The following is a 13,924-nucleotide window of genomic DNA, read 5'->3' as shown; positions in this document are numbered from 1 at the left end:
AGGCGTGACCGCCTGATGCGCCAGGCCGTGATCCCTCTCCGGTAGTTGCGGGGGAGGGGCACTTATGATGTCGTCATGTCACACGGCCGGTCGGCTGGATGCTCGCTCACCGGATCGATTCGGTCACGTCATCGCTCGGCGGGGGCGGTTCGACGCAGCGAGGGCAGATCACGAGTTTCGAGCCAAGCTGCCTGTCGTTCTCCGCCTCGATTTCGTCATGGACCACCCACCACGCCTCGGAGAACGGGCGCAAGGTGCTGAGCACTCTTTCCCGCTCCTGATTGGGGTTGTCCTGTGCGGGCGCCGGGTTCGCTGCGCGCCGCTTCGTGACAGAGGGACGGTGAGCGGCCTGGTTCGGATCCCGGCCGAGGCCGTCCCATGCGATCGGTCGGCGCTCCTGCGCTGGCGCCGCCGCGCATCCGAGGAGCGCTGCGCAAAAAGTAATCAAGACGAAGCCGTGACGCAGCATGCCGGACCCTTGGTGCGGTACGCGACACGCAAACTCCGCATGCGGAGCCTTGCATCGCGCCGGTTAAATGGAACCTAAGGGAAACGACGTGGCCGCCAAGGCCCAATATGGAATCGTGCTCTCGCATCACATTGCGAGAGCAGTGAGGCCGCTTCGTGAAATCATGCGGATCGCATCGCACAACAACTGGCGAAATATTAGGCTGTAAACTCCACGACAGAATCGCTAATAATTTCTTCATAAATTCTACAAACTGGGGTGGGCGTAACTTGGAAGGGGAGCGACCGATGGCAGCGGCGCTACAAATCAATTTTGCACTTTGGGGCATGCTCATCTGCGCGACCTTGGAATTGGCGCAGACCATCCAGAGGCTCTACTAGGCCTGACGAAATGCGTGACCTGCGCAATTTCGCCGTCGCGCTTGCCTGCTAGCCCACCAGCAACGCGATGAGCGTGAAGCTGACGCTCGCGATCACGATCATCGAGAGGATGTAGTTGCGCGGCCGCGCCGTTCGCGCGCGCGGCGGTCTCCGCCGCTGCAGTGGCTCGCTCGCCTGCCATACGGGCTCAGACGGCGCGAACGCAGCCTCTGCGCCCGAGCCGATATATTTCACATAGAGCTCGAGCAGCCGCAGCTCGGACGGCAGGTCCATCAGGCCCTCGCGGTGGCGCCGTGACAGCAATTCGAATTCGACGGTTTCCTGGGAGCTCAACTGGCCAAGGACAATGCGTCCCTGGTCCGACAGGCGGTAGTGAAAATCGATGGGCTGCACGGGCTGCGATCGGATTGAAAATGAGTAATCTTGAAAAAGCGGAACCATCCTAGTCTGTGACCACTGCTGAGATTATGACGGCCCTGCAGCCATCGTGACCCGAGCGGCCTCAATCTGGACGGGACCATCATAGACGGTCGGGAAAAGCCGCAAACTGCGTAAATTGGGCAGGCATTGCCAAGCGGTTGAGCGGATTTCGTGTCCGGATCGTCGAAATTTTGCAAAACTGCCTAATCGCCGGACAGCGGCGGATGCAACCCGGTCACATCGCTGGCGGCCGCCTGTTGCTCAGCGGCAGCGTGGATAGATCGCCGCAAGGTCGCGGCCCTTCAGCAAAAGCAATCTGGACGAGAGCCCGCCGTGTCGGCTGATCCAGTCGCGCACCGGGCCGGGATAGGCCTGCAGCACCGCGTCGGAGGCTTCGGGCTCGGCAAAAAAACGCCCGCGCCGGTCGACCGAACGCGCCGCGTGGAAGCCGAGTATCGCGCGTTTGGTGACGCAGATGCGCTCGCCCGGCACGATGCTCAGCACCAGCGTGCAGGCGGACAGGCACGGACCATCGATCACCACGCGCTCGCCGCTCTCGCGCACTTTCTCGAACAGGTCGAGGAACGGCCCGACCTGTCCGCCCGGCGACTGGATGATGCGGATTTCGGCCATCGCGGGGGTGGCGGCGAGCAGCGCGGATGCGAGCATCAGGGCACCAACAAAGAACATGCGTCGCATGGAGCACTCCACAAGCTCGATCCCGCAGGGTGGGCAAAGCGTAGCCCACCAATGGCATCGCAAATCTGGAGGGAAGGTGTGCGCACGGCGCTTACGCGCCTTTGCCCACCCTACAAATCCTGTGCCTACCCGTTCCGCCGTTTGCCGCGCAGCGTCGGCAGGCCGATGCCAGCCGCATCGAAGCCGCCATCGACGGCCAAAATTTGGCCGGTGATGTAGCTCGATCGTTCCGAGCACAGGAAATAGATCGCTTCGGCGAGTTCCTCCTCCAGGCCGTAGCGGTTGAGCGGAATCGCGTCGTGATAGTCGGCGCGGATCTCCCTGCTGTGCACCTGCTTCGCCATCGCGGTGTCGACCGGCCCCGGCGCGACCGCGTTGACACGGATGTTGAGCGAGGCGAGCTCGACCGCGAGCTGCTTGGTCAGGTGCGCAAGGCCAGCCTTGCTGGTGCCATAGGCCGAACGCAGCGTCGAGGCGCGCACCGCCGAGATCGAGGTGACGTTGACGATGGCGCCGCCGCCTTGCTCGCGCATCAGCGGCGCGGCCGCCTTGGTGCACAGGAACGGACCGGTGAGATTGACCGCCATGATCCTGTTCCAGTCGGCGTCGCTGGTCTCCAGCACTGGCGCGAACACGGCGACGCCGGCGTTGTTGACGAGAGCATCGAGCCGACCGAAGCGGCTCATGACCGCCGCCATTGCAGCTCCCACGGCGGCTGCGTCGGACACGTCGCAGGTGATTGCCAGCGTGTTATCGGGATTCTTCAGGGCCGCCGCCGCGCCCGCCTGCAGCTCTCCCTCGATATCGAGCAGCGCGACGCGCCACCCTTCGGCCAGGAATTTCTTGGCCGTCGCGAGCCCGATGCCTCGCGCGGCTCCGGTGACAAGGGCGACGTTTTGTGGGGCCTGCGGCATTTGCTAATCTGTCCTGTGTTCGAAAGGGGCGCGCACGAGCGCCGGCTCCTTTTACTTCGCTTTCGTCCCGGCAAGAAGGGCTCCAGCCCATGCTCATCGATTCCAGCACGATCCCGCTCGAGGAATGGCGGCCAGGTGTGAAGACCCGCATGGTCACATCCGCGCGCAACGGCGCGACCGCGCTCTGCATCTTCGAGCAATGGGTCGATCCCGGCGCCGGCGCGCCGACACACAGCCACACAGTCGAGGAGGTGCTCACCGTGCGGGCGGGCGAGGCGGAGATGTGGGTCGAAGCCGAGCGTATCACGGTGACGGCCGGACAGGCGCTGCTGGTTCCCGCCGGCCGCAAGCACGGGTTTCGCAATTCGGGAGCGACCATGCTGCATGTCCATGCGGTGTTGGCCTCGCCGGTCTTCGAGATGCTGCCGGAAGGGGCGAGTGAAGCGACGCGACGCTGGGAGCGGTAGGATAATTGCATCGGTCTCTCCCACCGTCACCCCAGGGCGGTCGCTTCTTCAGCGGCCCTCGAAGGGTGACGGGGATAGTGATAAAGCGAGAGCTTACGCCAGCTCTGCCGATGCGCGCTGCATGTTCGACGACATATCGGAGGTCACGATGCTCTGCTCCTCGACCGCGGCTGCGGTGGAGGCGATGAACTCGTTGACGCCGGCGATCGCGGCCTTGATCGCGGTGAGCGAGCTCGCAACGTCGCCCGAGATGGTGTTCAACGCGTCGATTTCGGAGGTAATCGTATCGGTGGCCTGCTTGGCCTGGCTGGCGAGGTTCTTCACCTCGGAGGCGACCACTGCAAAGCCGCGGCCCGCTTCGCCCGCCCGCGCCGATTCGATCGTGGCGTTGAGCGCAAGCAGGTTGATCTGACTGGTGATGCCCGAAATCATCTCGACGATGCCGCTCATGGCCTGGGCCGCCGCAGTCAACTTCTGAGCCTGGCCGTCTGCGGACTCGACCCTGGTGGTCGCGACCTTGGAGGTCTCGCGCGATTTCGCCATGGTCGCGGAGATCTCGCGGATCGAGGCGCTCATCTGCTCGCTGCCGGCCGCGACCGCCTCGATCAGCCCGCGCGCATTGTCGGCCTTCTTGCGGCCGATCGCCTGCGCGGTGATGTCGGCGGCGTATTTCACCACCTTGTAGGGTTTGCCGTTGAGGTCCAGAATCGGATTGTAGGACGCTTGGATCCAGATCTCGCGGCCGCCCTTGGCGATCCGCTTGTATTCGGCTGCCTGGTATTCGCCGCGATTGAGCGTCTCCCAGAACTGGCGGTAGGCCGCCGAATTCTTCTCGTTCGGCTCGACGAACATGGAATGGTGCTGGCCCTTGATCTCGGCCAGCGAATAGCCCACCGCCTTGAGAAAATTCTCGTTGGCGGTGCGGATCGTGCCGTCCATGTTGAACTCGATCACGGCCTGCGACTTCTGGATCGCGGCAAGCTGGCCGTCATTGTCGGCGGCCTTCATCTTCCGCGCGGTGATGTCGGTTGCGAACTTCACCACCTTGAACGGCTTGCCGGTCTCGTCGAGGATCGGGTTGTAGGTCGCGAGAATCCAGATCTCCTTGCCGCCCTTGCCGAGCCGCTTGTACTCGGCAGCCTCGAACTTGCCGCGGTTCAGCCTGGCCCAGAACGCGGCATAGGCCGAGCTCGCGCGGTCCTCGGGCGTCACGAACATGCTGTGATGCTTGCCCTTGATCTCGTCGAGCGAATAGCCCATCGCGCCCAGGAAGTTCTCGTTGGCGGTGACGATGGTGCCGTCCATGTTGAATTCGATCACGGCCTGTGCGCGGTTGATCGCGGCGATCTTGCCGGAGTCTTCCATGGTCTTGATCTTGTACGCCGTGATGTCGGTGGCGAACTTGATGAAGCTGACCACCTTGCCGTTCTTGTCCAGCAGCGGGGCGTAGGAGGCATGAACCCAGACTTCCTTGCCGTTCTTGCCGAAGCGCTTGTATTGCGTGGTCTGGAATTCGCCGCGGTTCAGGCTGGCCCAGAAGTCGCGGTAACGGGCGCTCTCGCGCTCAGTCGGGGTGACGAAGATGCTGTGATGCTTGCCCTTGATCTCGGCGAGCGAATAGCCGCTCATTTTCAGAAGGTTCTCGTTGGCATCGAGGATGGTGCCATCGAGATCGAATTCAATGACGGCCTGCGAGCGATCGAGGGCGTCGACTTCCGCGAGCGCGTGCTGGATCCTGGCCTTGCTGTTGAAATTGAACACTTGAAGTTCCCCGGAATGGTTCAACTATGCGTCGGCCGAGCTGCAATTGGCCTTCCCGAAAAAGTTGCATGCACGCGTTGATCAACTGTAAACCCTTGCAGCAAGCTGCGCGGTCTCCGGCGCTGGCCATGTTGTTCTGCGCGCGAAGATTCTCGTCCTATATGCACGGCGGTGGACATAGTCGGACCGTAATCGTACGGAGGCGCCTCGCGATATTTTCGCATCGTCTCTGTTGAAATTCGGCAAGCAATGTCGGGGCACGCGTTCGTGCATCGTCTTCAAGAGGATCTTCTCTGCGGAGACCATCGATGCCTGACGACCGCGAGCACCTGATTCGAGACCTCTTCGCCGCCTATCTCGGCAACGACCGGCAACGGGTCGCCGACGCATTGGCGGACGATTTCCGCTTCACCAGCCCCTTCGACGACGACCTCGACAAGGCGGCCTATTTCGAGCGCTGCTGGAGGGACACCGGCTGGATCGCGCGACACGACATCGAGCGGATTTTCGTCCGGGGCGACGAGGCCTTCGTCACCTATCTCTGTCTGGGGACAGATGGCAGGAGCTTTCGCAACACGGAGTTCTTCACCTTTGCCGGTGGCAAGGTCCACCGCATCGACGTCTATTTCGGCGCTGCCCGGAAGGATGGGCGTTTCCTGCCGCAGCCGCGCTAGCGGCCGGCGCAATAACCTCCGGAATAATTTTCATCATCCTGTCGGTTCCGTAAAGGTTGGTTCGTCTTAGAGGTAAGGGTGGGCGGCCCGGGCCGCCGCTCCCGTCCTTCCGGGGGTGGCGCCGCGCCGCGCAAACCCGGAACGACAACGCAAGCAAGGACTGCTCATGCGATTCATGATGCTGATGATCCCGCTCGGTTACGAGACCGCGCCGCCGGATGTGCAACTCGATCCCGAACGCGTCGCCGCGATGATGCGCTACAACGAGGCTCTGAAGGATGCCGGCGTGCTGATCACGCTCGACGGTCTGCACCCGCCGTCGATGGGCGCGCGCGTCTCGTTCGCGACCGGGGAGCCCATCGTGACCGACGGCCCCTTCGCCGAAGCCAAGGAAGTTCTGGGCGGCTACTGGATGATCGAGGTTGCCTCGCGCGAGGAGGCGATCGCCTGGGCGAAGAAGTGCCCGGCCGCCGCCAATGAAGTCATCGAGATCCGGCAGGTGCAGGAGATGGCCGACTTTCCGCCGGAGGTGCAGGCGGCCGCCGCCGGCTTCGACGATCTGAAGACGTAGCCGAGACGGCCGCGGATCAATTCGCGGCTTCGTCAATCCATCATCCATCAACAAAGGAGAGAACCGATGAGCACCGATACCTATCTCGCCGTTTTCCTCGGCAGCAAGACCAGCCCGCAATGGGCCGCATGGAACGCGATGTCCGAGACCGAGCGGAAGGCGAAGGAGCAGGAGGGCATGGCGGCCTGGAAAGGCTGGGTCGAGAAGCATCAAGGCGCGATCCAGGCCATGGGCGGCCCTCTCGGCAAGACCAAGAAGGTCGACGGCAAGGGCGTCGCCGACATCGCCAACGAGATGGGCGCCTTCACCGTGGTCCGCGCCGCGTCCCATGAGGCCGCAGCCAAGATGTTCGAGAACCACCCGCACTTCGCGATCTTCCCCGGCGAACGCGTCGAGATCATGCCGGTGCTGCCGATTCCCGGTGGCTAGGCCGTGTCAGTCCGGGGCGCGCATGCGCGAGCCCGAAATCTCGAGATTCCGGGTTCGGCTCGTCGCGCCGTCCCGGAATAACGAGGTGGCCGGTTAATCAAATCCGGCCTGCGCTAGTGACTTCACGCCCGGCTCATGTAAAAGCTGTTCACATGAGCTGGCGTAAGGACCAGGGCCGCACCGAGCGCGGCTATCACCACGGCAATCTGAAAGAAGCCCTGTTGCAGGCTGCCCTCGGGCTGATCGCCGAGAAGGGCGCGGCCGGCTTCACCTTTGCCGATGCCGCGCGCATGGCCGGCGTCAGCGCGGCGGCGCCTTACCGGCATTTCCGCGACCGCGAGGAACTGCTGTCCTCGATCGCGCAGCGCGGCTTCGAGCAGTTCGAGCAGCGCCTGACCGCGGCCTGGGACGACGGGCGCCCGGATACGGTCACCGCGTTCGAGCGCGTCGGCAAGGCCTATCTCGCCTTTGCCCGCGAGGAGCCCGCCTTCTACAACGCGATGTTCGAATCAGGCGTGCCGGTCGATTCAAATCCGGCCCTGCAGGCCGCCAGTGAACGCGCCTTCAACATCATTCGCGCCGCGGCAGAACGGCTTGCGGCGCTGGCGCCGCCCGGCACGCCGCGGCCACCGGCCATGATGATGGCGCTGCACATCTGGTCGATGGCGCACGGCGTGGCCTCGCTGTTCTCACGCGGCGACGCCGCACGGCGAAAACTGCCGATGTCGCCGGATGACCTGCTCGAAGCCGAGGTGCTGATCTATCTGCGCGGCCTGGGCTTCCCGACCGACCGCCGTCCGCCGGCAAGAAGCGCCGAGCCGCCGCCGGTGCCACCGGAGGCATCCTCCGGTTCTGGCCTGCCGCCCGGCGGACCTTGGGGCAAGCCGAAATAAAATTGCGCAAATAATTCGGCGACCGTGTCAGGCGGCCGGCTTGACAAAATCGCGGGATGGTCTAGCTATGTAAATGTTATTTACATTCACAACGGCGCTGGTGCCGTGATGGAGATGGAAATGGCCTACACCGCTGATGTCAATCGATGGCGCGGTTCCTCTGACGAACGCTATGAGCGCCCCCACATGCTCGATACGCCCTGGCATCCCGGCTGGATCGCCGTGACCATCCTCGGCTTCATCATCTGGTGGCCGATCGGACTTGCCCTTCTCTTTTTCACACTCGGGAGCAGAAAAATGGGTTGCTGGAGCCACCAGGATCGCTGGCAGAACAAGATGGAGCGGATGCAGTACAAGATGGACCGCATGCGCGGCCGCATGGAGCGCCGTGGTTTCGGCTTCGGCTTCGGTCCGCCCTCGAGCGGCAACCGTGCCTTCGACGAATACCGCACCGAGACGCTGCAGCGGCTTGAGGAAGAGCAGGTCGAGTTCAGGAACTTCCTCGACCGTCTGCGTCACGCCAAGGACAAGGAAGAGTTCGACCAGTTCATGGCGCAGCACAAGACGCGCCCGACCCCGCCGCCGACCGACCAGCCGCAAGGCTGATCTAAAACGGCCGATCCAGGGTCTGCCTCTCAAAGCCTTCAGGCGCATGCCCCCAAAGTCCTGATGGCCCCGAGCCGCCCGCCTGCGCAACCCGCAGGCGGGCGGTTTGGTTTTTTGGGGGACCAGAACCAACTGCCGACGATCCGACACCAAGACTTGCGCGTGCCACCTCGATCCAACGCGCTGCTGGACGACGCACATCATGGACCTCTACACCCGCCTGCTGCTTGGCGTGACCGCCTTGGCGGTGCTGGGCTACATCGGCTTGGTCTATGGCAGCTGCGCGTCCGATCCCGATTGCCATTTTCGCCTCTGCGCCGGCGGGCGTGCGTTCTGCGGCTTTGATCACGTACATGTGCAGGACCGGTAGAACCCGATCCGCGCCGGGCTCGACCAAGCCCTGACGGCGCATCTCCCGCGCGCTGACGGGTACGACCATGATCAACGCCGAACGCAAAGAGACCAGCCATAGTATCGCGCTTCTCGAGGGCGCCTCGGCGCTGTTCGACCGGTTCGGAAACACCGTGCCGGTGGCGATCGCGTTCCTCAATGGATGGCCGACGGAAGTCCAGCTCTATCCGCAGTGGCAGCTCGGCGAATCCTGGCGGTTCTTTCTCAGCCTTTATCTCTATTGGTTCGCCTCGTTCGCACTCGGCCGCGCGGTCTCTTTTGCAAAGGGGAGTATCGCCCCATGATCCTGCTCCGCGATTTCGCGCTCTTCGTCCTGCCCATCCTGATCGCGGCAGGCGGCTGGCTCTATGCGCTCAGCCTGCGCAAGCGGGCCCCGCCCGGTCTTGAGGGCGAAAGCAAGCGCGTCCCGGCGGCGTGACTGGCGCCCCGACCCGGACCGCCTATATTCGCCTTCACAAGAGTGGGCGGACCGGAGGCGACAATGGCGGAAGCTGCGATCACGGCGAGCGACGGCCTCTGGCAACAGGTCCGCAGCGAGGCGCAGCGCGCGGCTGACGCCGACCCCGTGTTCGGCATGGCCCTTGCGCGTGCCATTCTCGCTCATGATGATTTTGCCGCCGCCTTGGCCGATTTGATCGGGCAGCGGCTCGGCAGCGGCCCCACCGGGCGCGCGCGCTTCACGTCCTATTCCCGCGACGCTTTTCAAGGCGAGCCAGACCTGATCGAAACCGCCAGCCGAGATTTGCAGGCCATCGCACGGCGCGATCCCGCCATCGCCGACCTGCTGCCGCCGCTGCTGCACTACAAGGGCTATGTCGCGCTGCAAGCCTGGCGCGTCTCGAACTGGCTCTGGCGTCATGACCATCGCGACGCGGCGCTGCTGTTTCAGAACGAGGCGTCCAACCTGCTGCAGATCAGCATTCATCCGGCCGCATCCATTGGATCGTACGTCTATCTCGACCACGCCACCGGCATCGTGATTGGTGCGAATGTGGTGATCGGCGACGAGGTCACCATCCTCCAGAACGTCAGCATCGGCCGTCGCGGTGAATTGCCGACGCGCTCGCCGCGCATCGGCCGCGGCGTCTACATCGGCGGCGGCGCGACCATTCTCGGTGACATCAATATCGGCGATTTCGCAAAGATCGGCGCCGGCGCTGTTGTGACCGGTGACGTGCCCGCTGGCTGCACCGCGATCGGCAATCCCGCGCGATTGACCAATTGCCCCGAGCCCGCCTCGGCGGCCTGACCCTATCAACCTTCGGAGAGTTGCAATGAAGACGGCAATCGTGATCGGCGTTGGACCGGAGCGCGGGCTCGGGGCCCGGCTTTGCAAGCGTTTTGCGGCCGATGGGCTCAGGGTGATCGTCGCGGGCCGGACACTGTCTGCCTTGCAGGCCGTTGTCGACGACATCACGAAGGCGGGCGGCGCAGCCGTGCCCTTCGTTGCTGATGCGACCAAGGAGGAGGACATCGTCGCGCTGTTCGATGCCGCCGGCGAAAACCTCGACCTCGCCATCTACAACGCCGGCAACAACACGCCCGGCAAGATCATCGAGATGGAGGCCGACTATTTCGAGAATGCCTGGCGCGTGGTCTGCTTCGGCGGCTTCCTGTTCGGCCGCGAGGCGGTGCGGCGCATGGTGCCGAAGAAAACCGGCACGCTGCTGTTCACCGGCGCCAGTGCCTCGCTGCGCGGACGCTCCGGCTACGGCGCCTTCAACTCATCCAAGGCCGGGCTGCGCACGCTGGCGCAGGCGATGGCCAAGGAATACGCGAGCGATGGCATCCATGTCGGCCATGTCGTGGTCGACGGTGCGATCGCCGGCGACAAGATATTTTCGAGGTTCCCGGATGCGGCCGGCCGCGAGGACAGCCTGATCGACATCGATGGCATCGTCGATGCCTTCGCCTTCCTCTATCGCCAGCCCGAACGCGCCTGGTCGTTCGAGCTCGATGTGCGGACCTCGAAGGAGAAGTGGTGAGGGGCGCGACTGCCGAGCAGAGCTGCCGTAGGGTGGGCAAAGCGAAGCGTGCCCACCTCGACCAGTTCTACAGAAGCGGTGGGCACGGCGCTTCGCGCCTTTGCCCACCCTACGCGTTCTCTCAATACCCCGCCGCCAGCCCACTGTTGCGGCGTGGATCGTTCGCACCGTAGTAGCGGTTATTGCCGACTTGCTCGCCGTTCAGTGACGGCGCGCCGACGATGATGACCGCGAGATGGTTCGCCGGTTGCGGCGGCCCGAATTTGTGCCCCATCCCTTCGAGAATCTTCTGCGTGTCCGGTGACAGCGCATAGTTCTCGACGTTGGTCAGGTCGGGCAGCCATTGCTGGTGGATGCGCGGCATGTCGACGGCCTCCTGCGCGTTCATGCCGTAGTCGATCGCATTGATCATGGTCTGCAGGACCGCCGTGATGATGCGGCTGCCGCCGGGCGTGCCCACCACCATGACCGTCTTGCCGTCCTTGGTGACGATGGTCGGGCTCATCGAGGACAGTGGACGCTTGCCGGGAGCAATAGCGTTGGCCTCACCCTGCACCAGGCCATACAGGTTCGGCACCCCGACCTTGGCCGTGAAGTCGTCCATTTCGTCGTTCAGCAGCACGCCGGTCTTGGCCGCCGTTACCTTGGCGCCGAACCAATCGTTCAGCGTGTACGTCACCGATACCGCGTTGCCGTCCTTGTCCGCGATTGAATAGTGCGTGGTGTTGCTGCCCTCGTGCGGCGCGACGCCCGGCTTGATGTCCTTGGAGATCCCGGCCTTGTTCGGATCGATCACGGCGCGGATCTTGGTCGCGTAATTCTTGTCGAGGAGGCGGTCGAGCGGATTCTTCACGAAATCCGGATCGCCGAGATAGCTGTTGCGGTCCACGTAAGCATGCCGCATGGCCTCGATCTGCACGTGCACGGCCTGCGCGGAGTGGTAGCCCAGCTCCTTCAGAGGATAGCCCTCCAGGATATTCAGGATCTCGCAGATGACGACGCCGCCCGAACTCGGTGGCGGCGCGGAAATCACGTGATAGCCGCGATAGTCGCATTCGACAGGTGCGAGCTCGCGCGTCTTGTAGCCGTCGAGGTCGTCCTGCGTCAGCAGGCCCTTGCCGGCCTGGCTCGATGCCACGATGGCGCTGCCGACCCAGCCTTTATAGAAGCCGTCGGTGCCCTTGCTGCTGATCTCGCGCAGGGTTTTCGCCAGTTCGGATTGCTGCAGTCGATCGCCGACGCCGAACGGCTGGCCGTTGTTGAGGAAGATGGCGCTCGATGCCGGATCGTCCTTGAAATCGTCGGTTGCCGTTCGCAGCAGGTCGATGTCGCCCTGGTCGAGCACAAATCCCTGTTCGGCGAGCTGGATCGCGGGAGCGAGCAGGTCGGCGCGCTTCATGGTGCCGTATTTTTCGCGCGCATATTCCATGCCCGAGACGGAGCCTGGCACACCTACAGCCAGATGCCCCTTGGTCGAGATGCCCTTGATGACGTTGCCATCCTTGTCGAGATACATATTGGCCGTCGCTGCCTTGGGCGCGGTCTCGCGGAAATCGAGGAAGGTCTTGCGGCCGTCGGCGAGCTGGATCGTCATGAAGCCGCCACCACCGAGATTGCCGGCGGCCGGATAGACGACGGCCAAGGCATAACCGACGGCCACGGCGGCATCGACGGCATTGCCGCCGCGCTTCAGCACATCGACACCCACCTGGGTCGCCAGATGCTGCGCGGACACCACCATGCCGTTTTGCGCGGCGACCGGCGCGACCGACGCCGCGCGCGCGGCGCCGAACGTGACGAGGCTGACCGATACGATCGCGGCGGCGATCCATCGCAGGTGTGTTCCCGCATTTTGCACGGCTTGCTCCCTTGTCGAGGCCGGCTGTCCCGGCCCTTGTTGGTTGATGCGAGCAGCCTATCAGGCGGAATCTGGCGGGCAAATCGACCAGTGATCGAATGAACGATGTAAGACGTCGGATGCCCGCCAAGATGCACTCTGCGCTCCCTCCCCCCCTGCGGGGGAGGGCGGGGGAGAGGGGTGCCCAGGAAACGGTCTTCGTTGAGGGCGTCCGATTTCTTGGTCGAGGAGGGAATCCTCGTGTGGACCCCTCTCCCTAGCCCTCCCCCGCAAGGGGGAGGGAACCGACCTCGCCGGTGGCACCCGGCTCCGATCCGTCGCCGCCATGTCCCGCGGCAAAGCGGGCAACCGCCTGCGCTGCCTACCTTTCCGGCAGCCAAATTCGGCCGTGGTAACCGCACGTTAACCATCGGCGGGCTCTGGTAATTGCGGACAGTCGTGCCCGGAGCCGTGCTCAAGGCCCATAGTTTTGACATCTTGGCAGGGAATGCAGACGGCCGGCTTTGGACGAGCCCCTGCACCCCAGAAAGACAAGGCTTTGAGCGGGCTTGCCGGCCGCGCCGGTGCTAGCGCGGCTGTTGGGGAACCGGCAGCCATTTGCTGGCCGGAGAGGTCAGGTCATGATCGCCTTGAGAGGATACTGCTTATGAATCCGGCCGACGTGGCTCAGTCAGCCCTTCCGGTTGCCGCTTCCGCGGACGTGTCGCTGATTGCGCTGTTCTGGCAGGCTCACTGGATCGTGAAAGCGGTGATGCTGGGGCTTCTCGCCTGCTCGGTCTGGGTCTGGGCCATCGCGATCGACAAGATCTTTCTTTACGCGCGCACGCGGCGCTCGATGGACCGGTTCGAGCAGGCCTTCTGGTCCGGCGAGTCGATCGAGGAGCTCTATCGCCAGCTCTCGGCCAAGCCGACGCATTCCATGGCGGCCTGCTTCGTCGCCGCCATGCGCGAGTGGAAGCGCTCGTTCGAGAGCCACGCCCGCTCGGTCGCGGGCCTTCAGATGCGCATCGACAAGGTGATGAACGTCTCGATCGCGCGTGAGGTCGAGCGGCTGGAACGCCGGCTGCTGGTGCTCGCCACCGTCGGCTCCGCCGGCCCCTTCGTCGGCCTGTTCGGCACGGTCTGGGGCATCATGTCGAGCTTCCAGTCGATCGCGGCGTCGAAAAATACCTCCCTGGCGGTGGTGGCGCCCGGCATCGCCGAAGCGTTGTTTGCGACCGCCGTCGGCCTTATCGCCGCCATTCCTGCCACTATTTTCTACAATAAGTTCACTTCCGAGGTGAACCGGCAGGCCCAGCGGCTCGAAGGTTTCGCCGATGAATTTTCAGCCATCCTGTCGCGTCAGATCGACGAGCGGGGCTGACGGACGGCATGTATAGTGTGAGGG

The 13,924-nt window shown here is 63.9% G+C and carries 18 protein-coding genes; 12 read left to right on the top strand and 6 right to left on the bottom strand.

Annotated features, from left to right (window positions below):
- Positions 1-106: 106 nt before the first annotated feature.
- The 4 genes from ACKWRH_RS40675 to ACKWRH_RS40660 form a co-directional block, all read right to left on the bottom strand.
- Positions 107-469: a hypothetical protein gene (locus ACKWRH_RS40675; RefSeq protein ID WP_445218130.1), complete on the bottom strand. Its 363-nt coding sequence runs from the start codon at positions 467-469 to the stop codon at positions 107-109.
- A 428-nt stretch (positions 470-897) separates the two neighbouring features.
- Entirely contained in the window at positions 898-1,242 is a 345-nt protein-coding gene (locus ACKWRH_RS40670; RefSeq protein WP_445218129.1) for a hypothetical protein, read from the bottom strand.
- A gap of 288 nt (positions 1,243-1,530) precedes the next feature.
- Positions 1,531-1,968 (bottom strand): hypothetical protein, encoded by a 438-nt coding sequence (locus ACKWRH_RS40665; RefSeq protein WP_445218128.1) that lies wholly within the window; start codon positions 1,966-1,968, stop codon positions 1,531-1,533.
- 125 nt (positions 1,969-2,093) lie between these two features.
- Entirely contained in the window at positions 2,094-2,882 is a 789-nt protein-coding gene (locus tag ACKWRH_RS40660) for an SDR family NAD(P)-dependent oxidoreductase (protein WP_445218127.1), read from the bottom strand.
- An 89-nt stretch (positions 2,883-2,971) separates the two neighbouring features.
- Between ACKWRH_RS40660 and ACKWRH_RS40655 the strand changes: the two genes are divergently transcribed.
- Positions 2,972-3,349 (top strand): cupin domain-containing protein, encoded by a 378-nt coding sequence (locus ACKWRH_RS40655; RefSeq protein ID WP_445218126.1) that lies wholly within the window; start codon positions 2,972-2,974, stop codon positions 3,347-3,349.
- Between the two features lie 93 nt (positions 3,350-3,442).
- Here ACKWRH_RS40655 and ACKWRH_RS40650 read toward each other — a convergent pair whose 3' ends face one another.
- Positions 3,443-5,110, bottom strand: a complete 1,668-nt coding sequence (locus tag ACKWRH_RS40650; RefSeq protein WP_445218125.1) for a methyl-accepting chemotaxis protein — start codon at positions 5,108-5,110, stop codon at positions 3,443-3,445.
- A 308-nt stretch (positions 5,111-5,418) separates the two neighbouring features.
- Between ACKWRH_RS40650 and ACKWRH_RS40645 the strand changes: the two genes are divergently transcribed.
- From ACKWRH_RS40645 to ACKWRH_RS40600, 10 genes are all read left to right on the top strand, one after another.
- Positions 5,419-5,784 carry a nuclear transport factor 2 family protein gene (locus ACKWRH_RS40645; RefSeq protein ID WP_445218124.1) on the top strand — a complete coding sequence of 122 codons (366 nt, stop codon included), beginning with the start codon at positions 5,419-5,421 and terminating at the stop codon, positions 5,782-5,784.
- A 166-nt stretch (positions 5,785-5,950) separates the two neighbouring features.
- Positions 5,951-6,355 carry a YciI family protein gene (locus tag ACKWRH_RS40640; protein WP_445218123.1) on the top strand — a complete coding sequence of 135 codons (405 nt, stop codon included), beginning with the start codon at positions 5,951-5,953 and terminating at the stop codon, positions 6,353-6,355.
- Positions 6,356-6,421: 66 nt separating this feature from the next.
- The gene (locus ACKWRH_RS40635; RefSeq protein ID WP_028152209.1) at positions 6,422-6,784 is read left to right on the top strand and encodes a YciI family protein; all 363 of its coding nucleotides are present in this window, start codon (positions 6,422-6,424) and stop codon (positions 6,782-6,784) included.
- Positions 6,785-6,936: 152 nt separating this feature from the next.
- Positions 6,937-7,677: a TetR/AcrR family transcriptional regulator gene (locus ACKWRH_RS40630; protein ID WP_063981090.1), complete on the top strand. Its 741-nt coding sequence runs from the start codon at positions 6,937-6,939 to the stop codon at positions 7,675-7,677.
- Between the two features lie 120 nt (positions 7,678-7,797).
- Positions 7,798-8,283 (top strand): DUF2852 domain-containing protein, encoded by a 486-nt coding sequence (locus ACKWRH_RS40625; RefSeq protein ID WP_028152211.1) that lies wholly within the window; start codon positions 7,798-7,800, stop codon positions 8,281-8,283.
- Between the two features lie 202 nt (positions 8,284-8,485).
- Positions 8,486-8,653, top strand: a complete 168-nt coding sequence (locus ACKWRH_RS40620) for a hypothetical protein (RefSeq protein WP_445218122.1) — start codon at positions 8,486-8,488, stop codon at positions 8,651-8,653.
- 67 nt (positions 8,654-8,720) lie between these two features.
- Positions 8,721-8,978, top strand: a complete 258-nt coding sequence (locus ACKWRH_RS40615; protein WP_445218121.1) for a hypothetical protein — start codon at positions 8,721-8,723, stop codon at positions 8,976-8,978.
- Positions 8,975-9,112 (top strand): hypothetical protein, encoded by a 138-nt coding sequence (locus tag ACKWRH_RS40610; protein WP_445218120.1) that lies wholly within the window; start codon positions 8,975-8,977, stop codon positions 9,110-9,112. Before ACKWRH_RS40615 ends, ACKWRH_RS40610 begins: the two co-directional genes overlap by 4 nt.
- Positions 9,113-9,175: 63 nt before the next feature.
- Positions 9,176-9,943 (top strand): serine O-acetyltransferase, encoded by a 768-nt coding sequence (locus ACKWRH_RS40605; RefSeq protein WP_445218119.1) that lies wholly within the window; start codon positions 9,176-9,178, stop codon positions 9,941-9,943.
- Between the two features lie 25 nt (positions 9,944-9,968).
- The gene (locus ACKWRH_RS40600) at positions 9,969-10,679 is read left to right on the top strand and encodes an SDR family NAD(P)-dependent oxidoreductase (RefSeq protein WP_445218118.1); all 711 of its coding nucleotides are present in this window, start codon (positions 9,969-9,971) and stop codon (positions 10,677-10,679) included.
- A gap of 121 nt (positions 10,680-10,800) precedes the next feature.
- Here the strand turns inward: ACKWRH_RS40600 and ggt are convergent, their stop codons facing one another.
- A complete protein-coding gene (gene ggt / locus ACKWRH_RS40595) occupies positions 10,801-12,537 on the bottom strand; it encodes a gamma-glutamyltransferase (protein WP_445218117.1) in 1,737 nt (578 codons plus the stop codon).
- A gap of 646 nt (positions 12,538-13,183) precedes the next feature.
- On the opposite strand from ggt, the gene tolQ reads away from it, so the two are divergent.
- Positions 13,184-13,900 (top strand): protein TolQ, encoded by a 717-nt coding sequence (tolQ, locus tag ACKWRH_RS40590; RefSeq protein ID WP_445218116.1) that lies wholly within the window; start codon positions 13,184-13,186, stop codon positions 13,898-13,900.
- The last annotated feature ends 24 nt before the right edge of the window (positions 13,901-13,924 follow it).

It is taken from the genome of Bradyrhizobium sp. Pa8 (assembly GCF_052588265.1).
The sequence above is the reverse complement of the archived record's forward strand: the minus strand, read 5'-3'. Positions and strand labels throughout refer to the sequence as shown.

Excerpts from the sequence above, each read along its gene's own strand:
- ACKWRH_RS40675 (WP_445218130.1), bottom strand. The coding sequence starts at position 469 with ATGCTGCGTCACGGCTTCGTCTTGATTACTTTTTGCGCAGCGCTCCTC.
- ACKWRH_RS40665 (WP_445218128.1), bottom strand. The coding sequence starts at position 1,968 with ATGCGACGCATGTTCTTTGTTGGTGCCCTGATGCTCGCATCCGCGCTG.
- ACKWRH_RS40660 (WP_445218127.1), bottom strand. The coding sequence starts at position 2,882 with ATGCCGCAGGCCCCACAAAACGTCGCCCTTGTCACCGGAGCCGCGCGA.
- ACKWRH_RS40655 (WP_445218126.1), top strand. The coding sequence starts at position 2,972 with ATGCTCATCGATTCCAGCACGATCCCGCTCGAGGAATGGCGGCCAGGT.
- ACKWRH_RS40645 (WP_445218124.1), top strand. The coding sequence starts at position 5,419 with ATGCCTGACGACCGCGAGCACCTGATTCGAGACCTCTTCGCCGCCTAT.
- ACKWRH_RS40640 (WP_445218123.1), top strand. The coding sequence starts at position 5,951 with ATGCGATTCATGATGCTGATGATCCCGCTCGGTTACGAGACCGCGCCG.
- ACKWRH_RS40635 (WP_028152209.1), top strand. The coding sequence starts at position 6,422 with ATGAGCACCGATACCTATCTCGCCGTTTTCCTCGGCAGCAAGACCAGC.
- ACKWRH_RS40630 (WP_063981090.1), top strand. The coding sequence starts at position 6,937 with ATGAGCTGGCGTAAGGACCAGGGCCGCACCGAGCGCGGCTATCACCAC.
- ACKWRH_RS40625 (WP_028152211.1), top strand. The coding sequence starts at position 7,798 with ATGGCCTACACCGCTGATGTCAATCGATGGCGCGGTTCCTCTGACGAA.
- ACKWRH_RS40620 (WP_445218122.1), top strand. The coding sequence starts at position 8,486 with ATGGACCTCTACACCCGCCTGCTGCTTGGCGTGACCGCCTTGGCGGTG.
- ACKWRH_RS40615 (WP_445218121.1), top strand. The coding sequence starts at position 8,721 with ATGATCAACGCCGAACGCAAAGAGACCAGCCATAGTATCGCGCTTCTC.
- ACKWRH_RS40610 (WP_445218120.1), top strand. The coding sequence starts at position 8,975 with ATGATCCTGCTCCGCGATTTCGCGCTCTTCGTCCTGCCCATCCTGATC.
- ACKWRH_RS40605 (WP_445218119.1), top strand. The coding sequence starts at position 9,176 with ATGGCGGAAGCTGCGATCACGGCGAGCGACGGCCTCTGGCAACAGGTC.
- ACKWRH_RS40600 (WP_445218118.1), top strand. The coding sequence starts at position 9,969 with ATGAAGACGGCAATCGTGATCGGCGTTGGACCGGAGCGCGGGCTCGGG.
- tolQ (WP_445218116.1), top strand. The coding sequence starts at position 13,184 with ATGAATCCGGCCGACGTGGCTCAGTCAGCCCTTCCGGTTGCCGCTTCC.